At 73.0% G+C, this 17,256-nt stretch carries 17 protein-coding genes; 9 read left to right on the top strand and 8 right to left on the bottom strand.

What is annotated here, in order from left to right; translation table 11 throughout:
* Positions 1 to 162 precede the first annotated feature (162 nt).
* Together ACZ3UD_RS11395 and ACZ3UD_RS11390 are read left to right on the top strand one after the other, a co-directional pair.
* Positions 163 to 1,173: a slipin family protein gene (locus ACZ3UD_RS11395; RefSeq protein WP_465585275.1), complete on the top strand. Its 1,011-nt coding sequence runs from the start codon at positions 163 to 165 to the stop codon at positions 1,171 to 1,173.
* A gap of 76 nt (positions 1,174 to 1,249) precedes the next feature.
* A complete protein-coding gene (locus ACZ3UD_RS11390; RefSeq protein ID WP_465585269.1) occupies positions 1,250 to 1,702 on the top strand; it encodes a CBS domain-containing protein in 453 nt (150 codons plus the stop codon).
* Between the two features lie 257 nt (positions 1,703 to 1,959).
* Here the strand turns inward: ACZ3UD_RS11390 and ACZ3UD_RS11385 are convergent, their stop codons facing one another.
* The gene (locus ACZ3UD_RS11385) at positions 1,960 to 2,580 is read right to left on the bottom strand and encodes a TetR/AcrR family transcriptional regulator (protein ID WP_465585267.1); all 621 of its coding nucleotides are present in this window, start codon (positions 2,578 to 2,580) and stop codon (positions 1,960 to 1,962) included.
* Positions 2,581 to 2,653: 73 nt separating this feature from the next.
* Here ACZ3UD_RS11385 and ACZ3UD_RS11380 point away from each other — a divergent pair, with 73 nt between their 5' ends.
* Positions 2,654 to 3,166: a DUF1453 domain-containing protein gene (locus ACZ3UD_RS11380; RefSeq protein WP_465585265.1), complete on the top strand. Its 513-nt coding sequence runs from the start codon at positions 2,654 to 2,656 to the stop codon at positions 3,164 to 3,166.
* A 51-nt stretch (positions 3,167 to 3,217) separates the two neighbouring features.
* Positions 3,218 to 3,715 (top strand): hypothetical protein, encoded by a 498-nt coding sequence (locus ACZ3UD_RS11375; RefSeq protein ID WP_465585263.1) that lies wholly within the window; start codon positions 3,218 to 3,220, stop codon positions 3,713 to 3,715.
* 4 nt (positions 3,716 to 3,719) lie between these two features.
* Here ACZ3UD_RS11375 and ACZ3UD_RS11370 read toward each other — a convergent pair whose 3' ends face one another.
* Positions 3,720 to 6,599: an FAD-binding and (Fe-S)-binding domain-containing protein gene (locus ACZ3UD_RS11370; RefSeq protein ID WP_465585261.1), complete on the bottom strand. Its 2,880-nt coding sequence runs from the start codon at positions 6,597 to 6,599 to the stop codon at positions 3,720 to 3,722.
* Positions 6,600 to 6,701: 102 nt separating this feature from the next.
* Between ACZ3UD_RS11370 and ACZ3UD_RS11365 the strand changes: the two genes are divergently transcribed.
* Positions 6,702 to 7,346: an HIT family protein gene (locus ACZ3UD_RS11365; RefSeq protein ID WP_465585259.1), complete on the top strand. Its 645-nt coding sequence runs from the start codon at positions 6,702 to 6,704 to the stop codon at positions 7,344 to 7,346.
* Between the two features lie 6 nt (positions 7,347 to 7,352).
* Here ACZ3UD_RS11365 and ACZ3UD_RS11360 read toward each other — a convergent pair whose 3' ends face one another.
* The 4 genes from ACZ3UD_RS11360 to ACZ3UD_RS11345 form a co-directional block, all read right to left on the bottom strand.
* Positions 7,353 to 8,357 (bottom strand): glycosyltransferase family 2 protein, encoded by a 1,005-nt coding sequence (locus ACZ3UD_RS11360; RefSeq protein WP_465585257.1) that lies wholly within the window; start codon positions 8,355 to 8,357, stop codon positions 7,353 to 7,355.
* A gap of 199 nt (positions 8,358 to 8,556) precedes the next feature.
* Entirely contained in the window at positions 8,557 to 9,222 is a 666-nt protein-coding gene (locus ACZ3UD_RS11355; protein WP_465585256.1) for an aggregation-promoting factor C-terminal-like domain-containing protein, read from the bottom strand.
* Positions 9,223 to 10,091: 869 nt separating this feature from the next.
* Positions 10,092 to 11,531 carry an amino acid permease gene (locus ACZ3UD_RS11350; protein ID WP_465585254.1) on the bottom strand — a complete coding sequence of 480 codons (1,440 nt, stop codon included), beginning with the start codon at positions 11,529 to 11,531 and terminating at the stop codon, positions 10,092 to 10,094.
* Between the two features lie 251 nt (positions 11,532 to 11,782).
* Positions 11,783 to 12,004, bottom strand: a complete 222-nt coding sequence (locus tag ACZ3UD_RS11345; RefSeq protein ID WP_465585252.1) for a hypothetical protein — start codon at positions 12,002 to 12,004, stop codon at positions 11,783 to 11,785.
* 117 nt (positions 12,005 to 12,121) lie between these two features.
* On the opposite strand from ACZ3UD_RS11345, the gene ku reads away from it, so the two are divergent.
* Together ku and ACZ3UD_RS11335 are read left to right on the top strand one after the other, a co-directional pair.
* The gene (gene ku / locus ACZ3UD_RS11340; RefSeq protein WP_465585250.1) at positions 12,122 to 13,042 is read left to right on the top strand and encodes a non-homologous end joining protein Ku; all 921 of its coding nucleotides are present in this window, start codon (positions 12,122 to 12,124) and stop codon (positions 13,040 to 13,042) included.
* A 47-nt stretch (positions 13,043 to 13,089) separates the two neighbouring features.
* Positions 13,090 to 13,374 (top strand): hypothetical protein, encoded by a 285-nt coding sequence (locus ACZ3UD_RS11335; protein ID WP_465585249.1) that lies wholly within the window; start codon positions 13,090 to 13,092, stop codon positions 13,372 to 13,374.
* 30 nt (positions 13,375 to 13,404) lie between these two features.
* Here the strand turns inward: ACZ3UD_RS11335 and ACZ3UD_RS11330 are convergent, their stop codons facing one another.
* Both ACZ3UD_RS11330 and ACZ3UD_RS11325 read right to left on the bottom strand, forming a co-directional pair.
* The gene (locus tag ACZ3UD_RS11330) at positions 13,405 to 14,793 is read right to left on the bottom strand and encodes an NADP-dependent succinic semialdehyde dehydrogenase (protein ID WP_465585247.1); all 1,389 of its coding nucleotides are present in this window, start codon (positions 14,791 to 14,793) and stop codon (positions 13,405 to 13,407) included.
* A gap of 117 nt (positions 14,794 to 14,910) precedes the next feature.
* On the bottom strand, positions 14,911 to 15,192 hold the full coding sequence (locus tag ACZ3UD_RS11325; protein WP_393028625.1) for a DUF6158 family protein: 282 nt from the start codon (positions 15,190 to 15,192) through the stop codon (positions 14,911 to 14,913).
* 152 nt (positions 15,193 to 15,344) lie between these two features.
* On the opposite strand from ACZ3UD_RS11325, the gene ACZ3UD_RS11320 reads away from it, so the two are divergent.
* Positions 15,345 to 15,938: an ArsR/SmtB family transcription factor gene (locus ACZ3UD_RS11320; protein ID WP_465585245.1), complete on the top strand. Its 594-nt coding sequence runs from the start codon at positions 15,345 to 15,347 to the stop codon at positions 15,936 to 15,938.
* The gene (locus tag ACZ3UD_RS11315) at positions 15,935 to 17,230 is read left to right on the top strand and encodes an MFS transporter (protein ID WP_465585244.1); all 1,296 of its coding nucleotides are present in this window, start codon (positions 15,935 to 15,937) and stop codon (positions 17,228 to 17,230) included. Before ACZ3UD_RS11320 ends, ACZ3UD_RS11315 begins: the two co-directional genes overlap by 4 nt.
* The last annotated feature ends 26 nt before the right edge of the window (positions 17,231 to 17,256 follow it).

Raw genomic sequence — 17,256 nt, 5'->3', positions numbered from 1 at the left:
GCCCGATCCTAGGGTCTCCGGTCCGAGGGGTCTGCAGGACGTTCGGTCCGGCGTCAGCCGGGCAGGCGTAGCGTGGAATCAGTTGCTCCGGTGGCCCCCGGCCGGGCCGGGTCGGCGGTGGCCGGACGCGCCGGTGTGCGCTGAGGCCGCGAGGAGGCCGCGATGATCGTCGATGCGGTGCTGGGGGCGCTCGGGGGGCTGGTCGGGCTGGGGGCGGTCTGGGCGGGCCTGAGCATCCGGGTGGTCCAGCAGTTCCAGAAGGGCGTGGTGTTCCGCTTCGGGCGAGTGCGCGAGGAGATCCGCCAGCCGGGGCTGGTCGCGCTGATACCGGTCGCGGACCGGCTGCGCCGGGTGAACGTGCAGATCATCACGATGCCGATCCCGGCGCAGGAGGGCATCACCCGGGACAACGTGACCGTGCGGGTCGACGCGGTGGTCTACTTCCGGGTGCTGGACCCGGTGAAGGCGACGGTCAACGTGCAGGACTACAACTTCGCGATCTCCCAGGTCGCGCAGACCTCGCTGCGGTCGATCATCGGCAAGAGCGAGCTGGACGACCTGCTGGCCAACCGCGAACCGATCAACCAGGGGCTGGAGTTGATGATCGACAGCCCGGCGCTCGGCTGGGGCATCCAGATCGACCGGGTGGAGATCAAGGACGTCGCGCTGCCGGAGTCGATGAAGCGCTCGATCGCGCGCCAGGCGGAGGCCGAGCGCGAGCGGCGGGCCCGGATCATCACGGCGGACGGCGAGTACCAGGCCTCGGCCCGGCTGTCGGAGGCGGCCGCGGTGATGAGCGCGACCCCGGCGGCCCTGCAACTGCGGCTGCTGCAGACCGTGGTGGAGGTGGCGGCGGAGAAGAACTCGACGCTGGTGCTGCCGTTCCCGGTGGAGCTGCTGCGGTTCCTGGACAGCGCGACGGAGTCCCAGCAGCGCGATCTGCTGGCGGCCGCCGCGGTCGCCGCCGCCGCGAAGTCCGCGGAGCAGGCGGTGGAGAGCGGCGAGGTCCCGGAGGCGGAGCTCGGCCGCGAACCGGCCACGCACGAACTCCCGCCGCTGGAGGAGCTGTTGTCCCACTCACCGCTGAAGAGCGCGGACCTGGAGGGTGGCCCGGCGGAGCCGGACGGTCAGGACGGGGCGGAGGAGCGCACGGAGCCGAAGGCGGCGTCCTGACGGGTGCCCGGTGGCGTGCGCCATCGGCCCGGACCAGGATGGACGAGAGGGAGCAAGCCAGGTCAGGAGGCGGACCATGACCAGAGCCAGCGACATCATGCACCCGGGCGCGGAGTGCATCCGCGAGCACGAGACGCTCGCGGCCGCCGCCCGGATCATGCGGGAACGGCATGTGGGCGCACTGCCCATCTGCGGGGAGAACGACAAGCTGCTGGGGATCGTGACCGACCGCGACATCGTGCTGCGCTGCGTCGCGGAGGGGCGCGATCCGGCGCAGGTGACGGCGGGCGACCTGGCGCTGGGGCGCCCGATGACGGTGGAGGCGGACGAGGACTGCGAGCAGGTGCTGCGCGTGATGGAGCAGTACCAGGTCCGCCGGCTGCCGGTGATCAACCACCCGGAGCACAAACTGGTCGGCATGATCAGCGAGGCGGACATCGCGCGCGGGCTGCCGCAGGCGCGGCTCGCGGAGTTCGTGGCGGCGGTGTGCGCGGAGGAGCCGCCCAAGAAGGAGGCGTTGCAGGCCTGACCCGGCCAAGGCACGGCTGACGCGGCCCCCGCACCCGCTTGGGTGGGGGCCGCAGCCACATGGTTCCGGCCGTCAGCTCAAGCGCGTAGCAACTGCTTGCATGGCACGGGATGCGTGTCGCCCCACGGGGTCGAGTACGCCGGGGACGAGTGCGCTCAAGACCGTTCGGGGCGTGCCGGTGCGCAGGATCATTGCTGCTCACTGCCCAGGAACGGTGAAGGTCGTCGCGCCGTTGTGTCAAGAGCGTTGGCGCGGTGTCAGGACTCGGCCAGGGTCTCCAGGTGGCGACGGAGCACCGTGCGCAGTTCGTCCGGCCCGACCAGGTCGGGGTGCTGGACGGCCTGCAGGGTGAGGCCGTCCAGCAGGGCGGAGAGGCGGCGGGTCTCGATGTCGAGGTCGAGGCCGGGGGCCAGGCCGCCGGCGCGTTCGATCTCGACCAGGACGTGCCGGACCAGCGCGTCCAGGCCGGTCTGCAACTCGGCGGCGCGGGGCCGTAGTTCGGGCCGGGTGCGGGCGGCGGTGACGAAGGAGAGCCAGAGCGCGGACTCCTCCCGGCGCTCGGCGTCCAGCGGGAGGGTCTCGGCGAGCAGCCGCACGGTCTGTTCGCGCCGGTCGGTGCCGGGGGGCTGATCCGGGTCGAGCAGGGTGCGGGCGTGGGTGCGGATGCGGGCGTCGATCCGGCGGGCCAGCTCCCGCATCGCGAAGATCATCAGCTCGGAGCTGCCGGCGAAGTAGTGCCGCACCGAGCCGATCGCGAGTCCCGCTTCGTCGGCGACGTTGCGCAGTGAGGCGTGCTCCAGGCCCTCTCTGGCCGCGACGCGCAGGACGGCGTCCGCGACGGCCTGGCGGCGTTCCACGGGGTCGACGATCTTCGGCATGTTGCCGTTATAGCACGGGCGAGCTAAATTGGTTATTTAGCACGGTCAGGCTATAAAAATTCGGGGAGCGGGAATGAACAACTGGGTGCACGTGGGGCTGATCGCGGCGGTGGTCGTGGTGGTCCTGGTCCGGCGACTGCGCGGTGAACCGCTGAACGCCCGGGAGCTCTTCGGGCCGCCGGTGGTGCTCACCGGCCTCGGCCTGTGGGCGCTGTCGCAGCACCACGGCCTCGGCCCGGGGGACTACGTCTGGGTGGGTGCGGGCGCCGCGCTCGGCACCGCGTTCGGGGCGGTCCGCGGCGCCACCATCCGGGTCTACGAGCGCGAGGGGGTGCTGTGGCAGCGCTACACCGGCTGGACCTTCCTGATGGCGGCGGTCTCGCTGGTGGCGATGATGGGCTTCGCGATGCTCGCCGAGCACAACGGCCTGGCCGCGGACGCCCGGCCGGTGCAGCTGTCGATCGGCGTCGGCTTCCTGGGGGAGGCGCTGGTGGTGGGCTATCGGGCGCTCTCCTCCGGGACTCCGTTCGCGCCCGAGCGCCGGGACTCGGGCTCGTCGCTCGATTCGGATCGATCCAGGCGGTAACTTTGGTTGTCGAAAGCGCCATCGGCAACTAAGGTTGTCATCATGACTGCCATGGAGATCACCCATGAGGAGCAGACGGAGCTGGCCAAAGCCCTCCTCGATGCGCTCACCCCCCTCGCTGTCGCCGTGCGCTCTCGGGCGACCGGGCTGCCCGAGGCGCGGATGTGGCACGCGGACCCGGCCGAGGTCGCCCTGTCCGTGCTCTCCGCCTGGAAGCTGGTGGACGCCGAGGTCAAGCGGCTCACCGCGATCGCGGCCGCCACCGCCGGATCCTACGGTGCCAGCTACGAACAGCTCGGCGCCGCCTGGGGCATCACCCGGCAGGGCGCCCGGAAGAAGTGGCCGGAGGCCGTCAGCCGCCCGGCGGCCCGACCGGGATCGCTCGAACTGTTCGGCGGCACCGTTGAGTTGCTGCGGGATGAGGCCGCCGAGGACTGGCGCTGGACGGCCGTCGGCGCCGACGGGGTGACCGGTGCGGCGGCCAACGGTCACCCGACCCGGGAGGAGGCCGCGGCGCACGCCGGGGCCTTCCTCGCCGAGCACGCCTAGTCACTCACAGGGCCCGGGCGATCAGCTCCGCCAGGTGCAGGGCCCGTCGGCCGTCGGCGAGTTGGGCGATCTGGGTGCGGCAGCTGAAGCCGTCCGCCAGTACCACCGTCTCCGGCCCGGCCGCCCGGACCTCCGGCAGCAGGACCCGCTCGGCGATCGCCTCGGACACCTCGAAGTGCCCGCTCTCGAAGCCGAAGTTGCCCGCCAGCCCGCAGCAGCCTGAGTCCAGCACCCGGTTGTGCAGGCCCAGTCGGGCCTCGACCCGGCGGTCCGCGGCGCTGCCGAGCACCGCGTGCTGGTGACAGTGGGTCTGGGTGACGGCGTCCAGCGGGATCCGGGGGAGCGGGGTGTCGGGGGCGTACTCGTCGATGAACTCGGCGAAGGTGCGGGTGCGTTCGGCGAGCGGGCGGCCGTCCGCGCCGAGCAGGCGGGGCAGGTCCTCGCGCAGGGTGGCGGTGCAGCTGGGGTCCAGGCCGACCACGGGGGTGTCGGCCGGGATCCCGGCGTCCGCCAGTGTGCGCAGGCTGCGCCGCAACACCCGTCGGGCGGTGCCGAGCTGGCCGGTGGAGTACCAGGTGAGGCCGCAGCAGACCGGGCCGTCGGGCAGCCGGACGTCGAAGCCCAGGTGCTCCAGCACCTCGACGGCCGAGCGCAGCACGTTCGGCTGCAGGTGGTTCGAGAAGGTGTCCGGCCACAGCAGCACCGGCCGGGCGCCCGCCGGGGCCGGGTGGGCGGCGCGGCGGCGCCGGTACCAGCGGGTGAAGGTCTCCGGCGGGAAGACCGGCAGCACCCGGCGCCGGTCGATCCCGCCGAGCCCCTTGAGCAGGGCGCCGGCCGGGGAGCGGACCAGGGAGTTCGCCGCCGCGGGCGCGAGCGCCACCGCCCGCAGCCACAGCGGCAGCCAGCCCATCGAGTAGTGCGCGAGCGGACGAGGCCGGTGCCGGTAGTGCTGGTACAGGAACTCGGTCTTGTAGGTCGCCATGTCGACGTGCACCGGGCAGTCGCTGGCGCAGCCCTTGCAGCTCAGGCAGAGGTCCAGCGCCTCCCGGACCTCCGCCGAGCGCCAGCCGTCCGGGATCGCTTCGCCGCGCAGCATCTCGGCCAGCAGCCGTGCCCGGCCCCGGGTGGAGTGCCGCTCCTCGCCGGTGGCCATGTAGCTCGGGCACATCACCCCGGTGGTCGGGTCCACGCACTTGGCGACGCCCACGCAGCGGTGCACCGCCTTGGCCAGGCTCCCGTCGTCCTGCTCGTACGGCAGGGCCAGCGGCAGCGGGCGGCGCGGGGCGGTGACGAAACGCAGGTCGGCGTCGAGCGGGCGCGGGTCCACCAGCGCGCCCGGGTTGAGCAGGTTCTCCGGATCCCAGATCCGCTTGAACTCGCCGAACAGGTCGATGACCTCGGGTGGGTACATGCGCGGCAGCAACTCGGAGCGGGCCTGCCCGTCGCCGTGCTCGCCGGAGAGCGAACCGCCGTACGACACCACCAGATCCGCCGCCTGCTCCAGGAACTCCCGGAACGCCAGCACCCCTTGGGGCTCGTCCAGCGGGAAGTCGATCCGCAGGTGCACGCAGCCGTCGCCGAAGTGCCCGTACGGGACGCCGCGCAGGCTGTGCCGGCGCAGCAGGGCGCGCAGGTCCCGCAGGTAGTCGCCGAGCCGCTCGGGCGAGACGGCGGAGTCCTCCCAGCCGGGCCAGGCCTCGCCGCCTCCCGGCAGCCGGGTGACGATCCCGGCGCCCGCCTCCCGGACCGCCCACAGCTGGCGCTGCTCGACGGGGTCGGTGACCAGGGCGACGGTGGCGGAGGGCTCCCGGCGCACCGCGTCGGCGAGCCGGCGGGCGGCCTGGTAGGCCTCCAGCGCCGTGGCGCCGCCGGTCTCCAGGAACAGCCAGCACTCGCCCGCGGGCAGTCGGTCCAGCGCGGGCGGGCGTGGGCCGGCGGCGAGCAGCGCGGCGATCAGGTCGGCCGCCATGCCCTCGGCGGTCAGCGGGGCCAGCGGCAGCAGCGCCGGGACGGCGTCGGCGGCGGCGCCCTCGTCGGGGTAGCCGGCCACCACCAGGGCGCGTGCCGGCGGGTCCTCGACGAGGCGGACGGTGGCGCCGAGCAGCAGCGCGCAGGTGCCCTCGGTGCCGGTCAGCGCCCGGGCCAGGTCGTGGCCCTGCTCGGGCAGCAGCGCGTCCAGTGGGTAGCCGGAGGTGCGGCGCGGCAGCTGCGGCATGCCCTGCCGGATGGTGGCGAGGTTGCGGTCGGTGAACTCCTGGAGTTGCGTGTGGAGTTGGCCCGCCCGGCCGGGCAGGGTGCGCAGTGCCGCGCGCTCCCCCGGGTCCAGCCGGCCGCCGACGGTCAGCTCGGTGCCGTCCGCGAGCAGCAGCTCCAGCCGCTCGACGTTGTCCGCGGTGCGCCCCCAGGCGAGCGAGTGGGAGCCGCAGGAGTCGTTGCCGATCATGCCGCCGATCGTGCAGCGGCTGTGGGTGGACGGGTCCGGGCCGAAGCGCAGCCCGTACGGCCTGGCGGCGCGCTGGAGGTCGTCCAGTACGGTGCCGGGCTGAACGCGCGCGGTGCGGGCCTGCGGGTCGATCTCCAGCACCGAGCCGAGGTGGCGGCGGAAGTCCAGCACCACCGCGCCCGGGCCGATCGCCTGCCCGCCGATGCTGGTCCCCGCCCCGCGCGGCACCACCGGCACCCGGTGCTCGCGGCAGAGCGCCAGCGTCGTGCGCACGTCGTCCAGGTCGGCGGGCTTGACCACGCCGAGCGGCAACTGCCGGTAGTTGGAGGCGTCGTGGCTGTAGACGGTCCGCTCGGCGGCGCCGAAACGGACCTCCCCGCTCAGCACGGCGGCCAGCTCACGGGCCAGCGCGGCCCCGGGGACGGCGGACGGACGGCTCACCAGGGACCTCCGGGGCGGTGCGGCAGCGGCTCCGCCGATGATCGCAGCCCGGGCGTCGGACGGGTACCGGGCACGACGGGGGTACCGCCGACGGGGTGTCATGTGGCACTCTCTGCGGACGTGATCAACGACTCCACGGCCGCGGACCCGGCCGGCCCCGACGCCTACCTCGCCCGCCTGCCGATTGGTGAGCGCCCGCCGGTCCCGACGGACGGCGCGCCGTCCTGGGACATCTTCCCGTACGAGGGCGAGCTGACGGTCCGGGTGCTGCAGCCGCCCGTCCTGCCCGAGCCGCCCCGCTATGGTGAGGACGGACCGGAGAGCTGCAAGCAGTGCGCCCGGCCGGACTCCGACTTCCTCTGGACCGACGAGCACTGGCGTCTGAGCGGCGCCGACGCGCCGAGCGGCCTGCCCGCCGCCCTGCTGCTCCAGCCCCGCGCCCACCACGACCTGCTGGACCTGCCGCCCGAGCTGTCCGCCCGGCTCGGCCCGATGCTGCAGCGCGTCGAGCGCGCGGTGCTGTCGCTCGGCGGCATCGGCCGGGTCCACGTGAACCGCTGGGGTGACGGCGGCGCGCACCTGCACCTGTGGCTGATCGCCCGGCCTGCGGGCCTGACGCAGCTGCGCGGTTCCACCCTGCCGCTGTGGATGGACGTGCTGCCGCCGCTGCCCGCCGAGGTGTGGGCCGAGCGCGCCCGCCGGATCGCCGCCGCGATGGCCGCGGACGGCGGCACCGCGCACGTCTGAGGTCGGCTACTTCCGCCCGGTGATGGTGCCGCGCGCGATGTGCGAGAGCTTGGCGACCTCGAAGGCCGGGTAGGCGCCGCCGGCCAGCAGCGAGAACTTGATCCCCTCGCGCCCGCCCGGCTTGCGGTGGCCCGGGGGCTGGAAGCGGCGGTGGTGCTCGGCGGCCCGGTGGAAGAACTGCGGGCGCTCGGCGCGGGAGACGCAGCCGGCGAGGTCGAAGACGAACAGGTAGTGCCGGATCATCCGGACGAACAGGGCGTCGCGCACGGCGTACAGGTGCGGCTGGTCCTCCAGCAGGGCGAAGCTGCGCTCGTACTGGTCGAACAGGTCGAAGACGCCGCTGCCCGGGCCGCCGGCCGGGTGGACGGTCTCCCGGCGGCGCAGCTGGACGCACTCGCGCGGCAGTACGGCGGCCTTCCGCGCGCCGAGCAACGCCGCGTGGACGACCGGGACCTCCTCGTACCTGCCGTCGGGGAAGGCGAGCTTCAGCTCCTCCCAGTGGTCGCGGCGGATCAGCCGGTCCCAGATCAGCGGCGGCGCGCCGAACAGCGCGGGCTGGTCGAAGGGGGCGAACACCTCGGGGCCGGTCTCGGCGAGCAGCGCCTCGGCGCCGCCGGGCCAGTCGCGGTCGTTGTGGCGCCGGGAGTGGCCGAACAGCAGCACGTCCACCGGGCCGGTCTGCTTGAGCCGGTCGGCGAGCGTCTGGAGGGCGTCCCGGGGCAGCAGGTGGTCGGCGTCGAGGAACAGCAGGTACTCGCCGGCGGCCCGCGCCGCGCCCGCGTTCCGGGCCACCCCGACCCCGACCGCCGCGTTCAGGTGCAGCGCCGACACCCGCGGGTGCTGCGCCGCATACGCGTCGGCGAGCCCGCCCGGGGTCTCGGGGGAGCGGTCGGCGACCACGATCACCTCGACGTCCGCCAGGGTCTGGGCGAGCAGCGAGTCCAGGCAGTCGGCGAGCTGTCCGTGCTGGTCGTAGGCGGGGAGCACGACGCTGATCAGGGGTGAGGGCATGACGCCGGAGCGTAAGAGGGCGCGCGAACCGTGGCAAAGCTCTGACGGTGCGTAACTCAGGGCAATTGGTGGCAAATCGTACGACCGTACGCCATATCTTCACGCCGCCTTCTGGGCGTGCACACGCCGACCGGCAACGCGGCACGGCCCGCGTCGCGGGGTGCGCGTCGCGGGCCGGGGGTGCCGAGCGGGGGTCGGCTCAGTACCAGTGGTGGGCCTGCCAGAACGACCAGGCGGCGCAGGGGCTGCCGTAGCGGCTGTTCATGTAGTCCAGGCCCCACTTGATCTGGGTGGCCGGATTGGTGCGCCAGTCGGCGCCGGCCGAGGCCATCTTGGAGCCGGGCAGCGCCTGGACCAGTCCGTAGGCGCCGGAAGAGGCGTTGACGGCCATCGGGTTCCAGCTGCTCTCGCGGAAGACGATGTTGCTGAAGCACTGCAGCTGGCCGGCCGGCACGATCTGTGCGGCGATCTGCTGCGGGGTTCCGGAGTAGCTGTTGAGGTTCTGGCGCTGCTGGGAGCGGGAGGCGGCGGCGTCGGCCTGGGCCTTGGCGTCCGCCTGGGCCTTCGCCTCGGCTTCGGCCTGGGCCTGGGCCTGCGCCTGGGCCTGCGCCTGGGCGGCGGCGTCCGCCTCGGCCTTGGCCTTGGCCTGGGCCTCCTGGGCGGCCTGCTGGGCAGCGGCAGCGGTGTCAGCCTGGGCCTGGTCGGCGGCCGGCTTGCCGTCCGCCACGACGGCGGCCACCGGGGCCGTGGCCTCGGCGTTGTGCGCGGTCTGCGGGATGGCGAGGGCGGCCGTGGCGGCGCTCGCGACCACGAGGGTGGCGACGCCGGTGATCAGGGAGTTGCGGCGGGCATGGCTGAGCTGCATGAAGCGGACGATCCTTTTCCGTCGGGGGCCGTGCCGGTGGCACTGGGCGGCGGTGGCATCGCGTGGGCTCCGGGTGAGCGGGGCCCGCGCGGCCGTCCGGGACGGCCGTGGCGCCCCGACGGTGACGGCGGGGCGGGCGAGCTGCGCACGGCGGACGGGCCGGCCGGCGCTGCCTGGCGACGGGCCATTCTTGGCAGGGCCGAGGACGGGTGGCAAAGGGGTTCGCTACTACGCCGGGTAGTGGCTGTAAGGAGGGCGCGGCCGGGCATGGTGGGCGATTTGAGGTGATTTGCCCGAATTGCATGCCTGCGGGTCACAAGCGAGCGGCAATAGCGGAACGCGAGCGCGCGAGGGCCGGTGGCCTGCGTTCTTCAGGTCGGACGCGGCGGTGCCGGGCGAGGCTCGGGCGCGGCCGGGGCGGCGGGACGGCCGGTGCGCCCGGCCTGTCCACTATCCAGGGCCGTAGATGCGAAACCCCTTGTGGGCGGGCTCACACGTTCGCGGCGCCGGCTTCGGCGCAGCGTGACTGATCCAGCACGTCTTGGGCCGCCCCGGCGGGGAGCCGCCGACCGGCGCACCCGCAACAGCGGTGGCGGCCTGCTCAACGACGGTCGGACGAGGATCGTCCATAGTCGGATCACCGGCAACAGCAGCGCGGGGGACACGGGCGGTGGCGTCTACGGAGGCGGCGGTCAGGTGTCCGACCTCTTCCGCACCATCAGCGGCAACACCCCGAACAACCGCGCCCCCTCCGGCTCCGTGCCCGGCTGCACCGGCTGAGCCGCCCAGGAGCCTCGCAAACAGCAACCGGGCCCGGGAGCCTCCGCAACGGCTCCCGGGCCCGGCGTTTCCGGCGCGGCCTGGACGGGTCAGGACTGCGCCGCGACCGCCGCCCGCCGCCGTCGGCCGACCACGGCCGAGGCCGCGACCACGATCACCGCGGCGACCAGCGACAGGTACATCTGCTTGCGCCCGTCGGCGTCGGTGAACATGTACGCCACGACGAAGCCGATCATGCCGATGGCGACCCAGGTGAGATAGGGGTACAGCCACATCCGGACGGTCAGCCGCTCGGGCATCTCGCGCTCGATGATCTTGCGCATCCGCAGCTGGGAGAAGCAGATCACCAGCCAGACGAACAGCGCGACCGCCCCGGAGGAGTTGAGCAGGAAGGCGAACACGGTGTCCGGGTAGGCGTAGTTGAAGAAGACGGCGATGAAGCCGAAGACCACCGAGGACAGGATGGCCACCCGCGGCACGCCGCGCGAGGTCACGGTCGCGAAGGCCTTCGGGGCATCGCCGCGCTGGCCGAGCGAGAAGGCCATCCGGGAGGCGGTGTACATCCCGGAGTTGAGGCAGGAGAGCACGGCCGTCAGCACTATCACGTCCATCACCTGGCCGGCGTGCGGGATGCCCACGTGATCCAGCACGGCCACGTACGGGCTGGCCTTGACCTCGGCGGAGTCCCAGGGCAGGAGGGTCACCACGAGCAGGATCGAGCCCAGGTAGAACACGCCGATGCGCCAGATCACACTGTTGGTGGCCTTGCTGACCGCCTTCTCCGGGTCCTCGGACTCGCCGGCGGCCAGGGTGACGATCTCGCTGCCCATGAAGGCGAAGACCACGGTGAGCATGCCGGTGAACACCGCGCCCACCCCGTGCGGCAGGAAGCCGCCGTGGCCGGTCAGGTTGCTGGTGCCGACCGCGTGGGTGCTCGGCAGCGCGCCGAAGGCGGCGAGGGTGCCGATCACCAGGAACGCGGCGATCGCGACCACCTTGATGCCGGCGAACCAGAACTCGAACTCGCCGTAGGAGGCGACCGAGAACAGGTTGGTGGCGGTCAGCACCGCCATCACGATCAGCGCCCAGCCCCACTGCGGCACGCCCGGCACCCAGTTGTTGAGGATCTTGGCGCCGGCGGTCGCCTCGACCGCGAGCACGACGACCCAGAAGAACCAGTACAGCCAGCCGATGGTGAACCCGGCCCAGCGGCCCAGCGCGCGGTCCGCGTAGGCCGAGAAGGAGCCGCTCTGCGGGTCGGCCGCCGCCATTTCGCCGAGCATCCGCATCACCAGCACGACCAGCACGCCGGCCAGGGTGTAGGAGAGCAGGATGCCCGGGCCGGTGGACGCGATGCCCGCTCCGGAGCCGACGAACAGGCCGGCGCCGATCACGCCGCCGATGGCGATCATCGACAGGTGGCGGTTCTTGAGCCCGGCCTTCAGGTGGCCGTCGCCGCCGTGTCCGATCGGGCCCGACCGGTCGGGAGCCGCGTCGGTTACCGCCGGCTTGGTGGTCTTCGCACTCATCAAGGGTGCCCTGTGCCTTTCCAGCGCGGCATGACCCTCGGCTCGTCGCGCCGGAGGGTGGGGGACAGATCCGCGCATTGCGGTGAAACGTAACTTCTACGCCCGAGTATCGGAACAAACTTTTGATAACTGTTCGCTCACCGGACGCAAAGGGCCAGGTCAGGATGGGTGTAGAGGTGGCGGGAAAAGCTCAAATCTGACCAGTCGTCAGGGTGGCGGAAGGTCGCCAGGCCCTGCGGGAGATCCGGACCTCAGCCTGGACGCAGCCCCAGGACGGTGATCAGTTCGGCGTCCGCCGGCCGCCCGGTGAGGCGGGCGGCCAGGATCCGGGGGATGTCGGACTCCTGGGAGTACCCGGGCAGCAGCGTCACCTCGGCCCGCCGCACCACGGCCTCGCCGCGCACCGCGTACGCCACCCGGCACGTGGTCCGCTCCGGTGGCGGGGCCGGGCCGGTCCGGCGTGTGGCGGTCATCCGCATCGACCTCCTCCGGCCCATTGTGGGCACGGTGTGGCCGATCGGCGCAAACCAGGGCAGAGTAGGAGTCTCGGGGCAATCCCGACGCCGCTCGGCCGTTTCAGGAGCGACCCCATGCAGACCACCTGGAAGGGGACGATCAGCTTCGGGCTGGTCAGCATCCCCGTCCACCTCTACTCCGCGACCCAGGAGCACGACGTCCCGCTGCACCAGGTGCACGCCAAGGACGGCGGTCGGGTGCGGATGAAGCGGTACTGCGAGCGGGAGGAGAAGGAGGTCCCGTATGCCGAGATCGCCAAGGGCTACGAGTCGCCGGACGGCCGGACCGTCACCCTCACCGACGAGGACCTCGCGGACCTGCCGCTGCCCAGCAAGAAGATCATCGACGTGCTGGCCTTCGTGGACGCGGGCGAGATCGACCCCCTGATGTTCTCCAAGGCCTACTACGTGGGCGTCGCCGACCAGGCGGCCGCCAAGCCGTACGCCCTGCTGCGCGACGCCCTGGTGGACTCCGGGCAGATCGCGGTCACCAAGATCGCGCTGCGTACCCGGGAGTCGCCCGCCGTGCTGCGGGTGCACGACGGGACGCTGGTGCTGCAGACCTGCATCTGGCCCGACGAGGTCCGCCCGGCGGCCGGGATCGCGCCCGAGGAGAACGTCAGCGTCCGGCCGCAGGAGCTGAAGATGGCGCGGTCGCTGATGGACACCCTCTCCGAGGACTTCGACCTGGCCCAGCTGCACGACGACTACCAGCAGGCGCTCCAGCAGGTGATCACCGCCCGGCTGGAGGGCGTCGAGCTGCCGCACGAGGAGGAGCCCGGCCCGGCGCCGGACAACGTGATCGACCTGATGGAGGCGCTGCGCAGCAGCCTCAAGCAGGCCAAGGGCGGACGCGCGCCGGCCGCGGAGCCGGAGGAGAAGCCCGCGCCCCGCAAGCGCGCCCCGGCGAAGAAGACCGCTGCGGCCGCCAAGAAGACCACCTCGGCGAAGAAGACACCCGCCCGCAAGTCCACGGCTCCGCGCAAGGCCTCCTGACCTCCGGGCCAGGCGTTCCGTCCCGTCCAGCATTGGAGGCGATCCCGATGGACCTGCTCACCTACAAGGAAGCCGAAACCGGCCCCGACGCCCCGCCGAACCCGAGCCTCGGGCACCGGGCCTGGCGCTGGCTGCTCAGCCTCAGCCCCACCGTCGTGACCTTCATGGTCGCGCTCTCGATCGGCCTGGCCATGGTCGGCGTCCAGACGGCCTGGGAGCCGATGCTCGGCCTGATGGCCTTCTTCTGGTTCCTGACGTTCATCGCCCTGGTGGGCGTCGTCGCGCGCTGGGCGACGCCCGGCCGGGGCAGGCACCGGATGGCGGCCTCCTGACCCGGCCGGTGGAACGGCGTCCGGGAGGGCTCAGCCGATCCACACCGTGGTGACGTTGCAGAACTCCCGGATGCCGTGCCCGGACAGCTCCCGGCCGAAGCCCGAGCGCTTGACGCCGCCGAAGGGCAGCGCCGGGTGGGAGGCCGTCATGCCGTTGAAGAAGACCCCGCCGGCCTGGATGTCGCGGACGAAGCGCTCCTGCTCGGCCTGGTCGGTGGTCCAGACGTTGGAGCTGAGTCCGAACGGGGTGTCGTTGGCGACGGCCACCGCCTCGTCCAGGTCGGCGACCCGGTAGACGGTGGCGACCGGGCCGAAGGTCTCCTCCAGATGGATCCGCATCGCCGGGGTGATACCGGTCAGCACGGTCGGCTCGTAGAAGTAGCCGGTGTCCCAGCCCATCGGGCGGTCGCCGCCGCACTCGACCCGGGCGCCGTGGGTGCGGGCGTCCTCGACCAGCTCCTCCAGGTCGTCCCGGCCCTGGCGGCTGGCGAGCGGGCCGACGTCGGTGGCCTCGTCCATCGGATCGCCGACCCGCAGTGAGCGCATCGCCTCGGTGAAGGCCACGGTGAAGCGGTCGTAGACGTCGGTGTGCACGATGAAGCGCTTGGCGGCGATGCAGGACTGGCCGTTGTTCTGAACCCGGGCCCGGACGGCGGTGCCCACCGCCGCCTCCAGGTCGGCGCTCGGCATGACCACGTACGGGTCGCTGCCGCCCAGCTCCAGCACCGCCTTCTTCACCTCGTCCGCCGCGGCGGCGGCGACCGCCCGCCCGGCCGGCTCGCTGCCGGTGAGGGTGACGGCGGCTACCCGGCGGTCCCGGATCACGCCCTCGACCGCGCCCGAGCCGATCAGCAGGGTCTGGAAGCAGCCCTCGGGGAAGCCGGCCCGCCGGAACAGCTCCTCGATCGCGAGCGCCGTCCGCGGCACGTTGGAGGCGTGCTTGAGCAGGCCCACGTTGCCCGCCATCAGGGCCGGCGCGGCGAAGCGGATCACCTGCCAGAACGGGAAGTTCCACGGCATCACGGCGAGGACGGGCCCCAGCGGGCGGTAGCGGACGTACGCGCGGGCGGCCCCGGAGTCGGCCACGTCGGCCTGGGCCGGGTGCTCGTCGGCGAGCAGCTCCTCGGCGTTCTCGGCGTACCAGCGCATCGCCTTGGCGCACTTGGCGGCCTCGGCCCGGGCGGCGGCGAGCGGCTTGCCCATCTCCTCGGTCATGGTGCGGGCGGCGGCCTCCCGGTCCTGGTCCAGCAGGTCGGCGGCCCGGCGCAGCAGCTCGGCGCGGGCGGCGAAGGAGGTGTTGCGATAGCTGTGGAAGGCGGCCTCGGCGCGGGCCAGCCGCCGCTCGATCCCGGCCGCGTCGAGCGGTTCGAAGGTCTGGACGGTCTCGCCGGTCGCGGGGTTGACGCTGGCGATGGGCATGCGGGGCTCCCTGATGGGTCCGGGTCCGGTGCGTCTGCCCTCACACCCTCCCCGACGGCCCGCCCCGGGCGCGCCACCGCCGCCCGGCGTGTCCCGCCGGGGGTGAGGGCCGGTTGGTCACTCCGGCAGTGACTCCACCCGGGCCGCCGCCTCCCGGGCCCGGGCTCCGGCCCTGGTCCGCGCTGCGGTCACCTGCCGGTTGGGGAAGCGGTGCAGGTACTCGGCCTCCAGCTCCCCGGTGCGCAGCGTGTGGCGCTTCAGCGCCTCTTCCGAGCCGTAGAGGAAGGTCTCGTGGCGCGTGCGGTGCAGCTGCTCCAGTTCGTGCAGCAGGGTGTCGTTGCCCAGAGCGTGCGGGGAGATGCCCTCGGGCCGGATGTGCGGGTCGTTGGCGTGCCGCATCTCGGTACCTCCTCGGCGGAAGCCCCCTTTACCGGGTGCCCGGTGGCCCCTGCCCGTACACCCGTGCTGGTGGGTGGGATGTGCCGGCAGATTGCACAAGAGAAATTGTAAAAGGGGTGTCGTACAAGAGCTCTTGTGGATATTCTCCGGCCATGGACGACACGACGGACCAACCGCGCGGTACCCGGGAGATCTCCGACTCCCGGGTGCTCGCCGCCCTCACCCACCCGCTGCGCCGCCGGCTGCTCGACCTGCTCAAGGTGCACGGCCCGGCCACCGTCGGGCAGCTCGCCGAGCGCACCGAGCAGGCGGTCGGCAACGTCAGCCACCACCTGAAGGTGCTGGCCGAGAGCGGGCTGATCGCGGAGGCGCCCGAACTCGCCCGGGACCGGCGCGAGCGCTGGTGGCGGCTCGCGGACCGGGAACTGAGCTGGACCCGGGCCGACTTCGACGGCGACCCGGTCGCCGAGGCCGTCGCGGACGCGGCCGGGTCGATCCTCCTGGAGCGCCAGGTCGAGCTGGTCCGCGAATGGGCCGTGCGGCGCGGCGGGTACGGGCCCGACTGGCGGGACGGCTGCTCGGTGGCCACCCAGGCCTGGCTGCGGCTCACCCCGGAGGAGGCCCGGGAGCTGGCCGCGGACCTGCACGAGGTGATCCAGAAGTGGGCCGACCGACCGGTGCCCGAGGACGGGCGGGAGCGCGAGACCGTCCTCGCCTTCTCCCACAGCGTCCCGGCCAAGCCGTGACCGCCACCCTCGCCCCGCCGCCCGAAAGCCCTCAAGTCCGGTCCCGTTGGGGCCTGTTCGCCCAACGCGACTTCCGGCTGCTGTGGGCGGGGCAGACCGTCAGCCGACTGGGCAGCAGCGTCACCACCGTCGCGCTGCCGCTGGTCGCGGTGCTCGCCCTGGACGCCGGGCCGCTCGCCACCGGCCTGCTGACCAGTGCGATCTGGCTGCCGTGGCTGCTGTTCGGCCTGCCGGCCGGGGTCTGGGTCGGCCGGGTGTCCCGGCGGGCCGTGATGATCGGTTGCAACCTCGGCTCCGCCGCGCTGTTCGCGAGCGTGCCGGTGGCGGGCTGGTTCGGCGTGCTCACCATGGCGCACCTGCTGGCCGTGGCCTTCCTCAGCGGGGTCTCCTCGGTGTTCTTCGACGCCGCCGACCAGGCGTACCTGCCCGAGCTGGTGGCGCCGGAGCACCTGATCGAGGGCAACGCCAAGCTGACGGGCAGCGGCTCGGCGGCCGAGGTCGCCGGGCGCGGACTGGCCGGGCTGATCGTCCAACTCGTGGGCGCGGCAGCCGGGTTGCTCATCGACGCGGTGAGCTTCCTGATCGCGGCCGGCACCCTGCTGCGGATCCGCTCCCGGCCGGAGCCGGTGGTCCGCGAGCAGGCGGGCATGCTCGGGCAGGTCCGGGAGGGGCTGTCCTTCCTGCTGGGCGACCCGTACCTGCGCGCCTTCCTGTGCTTCGGCGCCGCCGCGAACTTCGCGCTCATGGGCTACCAGTCGATCCTGGCGCTGTTCCTGGTCCGGGCGGCCGGGATCGCCCCCGGCTGGGTCGGCGCCCTCGCCTCCGCCGCCGCGGTCGGCGGCGTGCTCGGCTCGCTGGCGGCCCGGCCGCTGTGCCGCCGGCTCGGGACGGCGCGCGGGACGCGGATCGTGCTGCTCACCGTCATACCGTTCGGGCTGCTGATGCCGCTGGCCGGGCCGGGCCCAGGGACGGTGCTGTACGTGCTCGGATCGCTCGCCGTCGTCGCGGCGGTGGTGCTCTGCAACATCGTGCTCGGCAGCTTCCGCCAGTCCTACACCCCGCCCGAGCTGCTCACCCGGGTGGCGGCCGGATCGATGTTCGCCGTCCACGCCACCATTCCGCTCGGCGCCCTGGCCGGCGGGGCGCTGGGCGCGGTGATCGGTCTGCGGGCGACGATGTGGGTGATGACCGGCCTGCTCACGCTCGCCGGCACGCTGCCGCTGTTCTCACCGCTGCGTACCGTCCGGGAGTTGCCGACAGCGCCCCCACCGACGGGAAAGATCGTAGGATGAATTCTTCCGTACCTTCAGGTTCGCCC

The organism is Kitasatospora sp. NPDC023118, from assembly GCF_055560875.1.
This window is presented reverse-complemented; position numbering and strand designations above follow the sequence as displayed.

What these genes read in the sequence shown, in the direction of transcription:
- ACZ3UD_RS11380 (WP_465585265.1), top strand. Translation starts at nt 2,654, where the DNA reads ATGAACAACTGGGTGCACGTGGGGCTGATCGCGGCGGTGGTCGTGGTG.
- ACZ3UD_RS11350 (WP_465585254.1), bottom strand. Translation starts at nt 11,531, where the DNA reads ATGAGTGCGAAGACCACCAAGCCGGCGGTAACCGACGCGGCTCCCGAC.
- ACZ3UD_RS11360 (WP_465585257.1), bottom strand. Translation starts at nt 8,357, where the DNA reads ATGCCCTCACCCCTGATCAGCGTCGTGCTCCCCGCCTACGACCAGCAC.
- ACZ3UD_RS11325 (WP_393028625.1), bottom strand. Translation starts at nt 15,192, where the DNA reads ATGCGGCACGCCAACGACCCGCACATCCGGCCCGAGGGCATCTCCCCG.
- ACZ3UD_RS11385 (WP_465585267.1), bottom strand. Translation starts at nt 2,580, where the DNA reads ATGCCGAAGATCGTCGACCCCGTGGAACGCCGCCAGGCCGTCGCGGAC.
- ku (WP_465585250.1), top strand. Translation starts at nt 12,122, where the DNA reads ATGCAGACCACCTGGAAGGGGACGATCAGCTTCGGGCTGGTCAGCATC.
- ACZ3UD_RS11395 (WP_465585275.1), top strand. Translation starts at nt 163, where the DNA reads ATGATCGTCGATGCGGTGCTGGGGGCGCTCGGGGGGCTGGTCGGGCTG.
- ACZ3UD_RS11355 (WP_465585256.1), bottom strand. Translation starts at nt 9,222, where the DNA reads ATGCAGCTCAGCCATGCCCGCCGCAACTCCCTGATCACCGGCGTCGCC.
- ACZ3UD_RS11375 (WP_465585263.1), top strand. Translation starts at nt 3,218, where the DNA reads ATGGAGATCACCCATGAGGAGCAGACGGAGCTGGCCAAAGCCCTCCTC.
- ACZ3UD_RS11330 (WP_465585247.1), bottom strand. Translation starts at nt 14,793, where the DNA reads ATGCCCATCGCCAGCGTCAACCCCGCGACCGGCGAGACCGTCCAGACC.
- ACZ3UD_RS11345 (WP_465585252.1), bottom strand. Translation starts at nt 12,004, where the DNA reads ATGACCGCCACACGCCGGACCGGCCCGGCCCCGCCACCGGAGCGGACC.
- ACZ3UD_RS11320 (WP_465585245.1), top strand. Translation starts at nt 15,345, where the DNA reads ATGGACGACACGACGGACCAACCGCGCGGTACCCGGGAGATCTCCGAC.
- ACZ3UD_RS11335 (WP_465585249.1), top strand. Translation starts at nt 13,090, where the DNA reads ATGGACCTGCTCACCTACAAGGAAGCCGAAACCGGCCCCGACGCCCCG.
- ACZ3UD_RS11390 (WP_465585269.1), top strand. Translation starts at nt 1,250, where the DNA reads ATGACCAGAGCCAGCGACATCATGCACCCGGGCGCGGAGTGCATCCGC.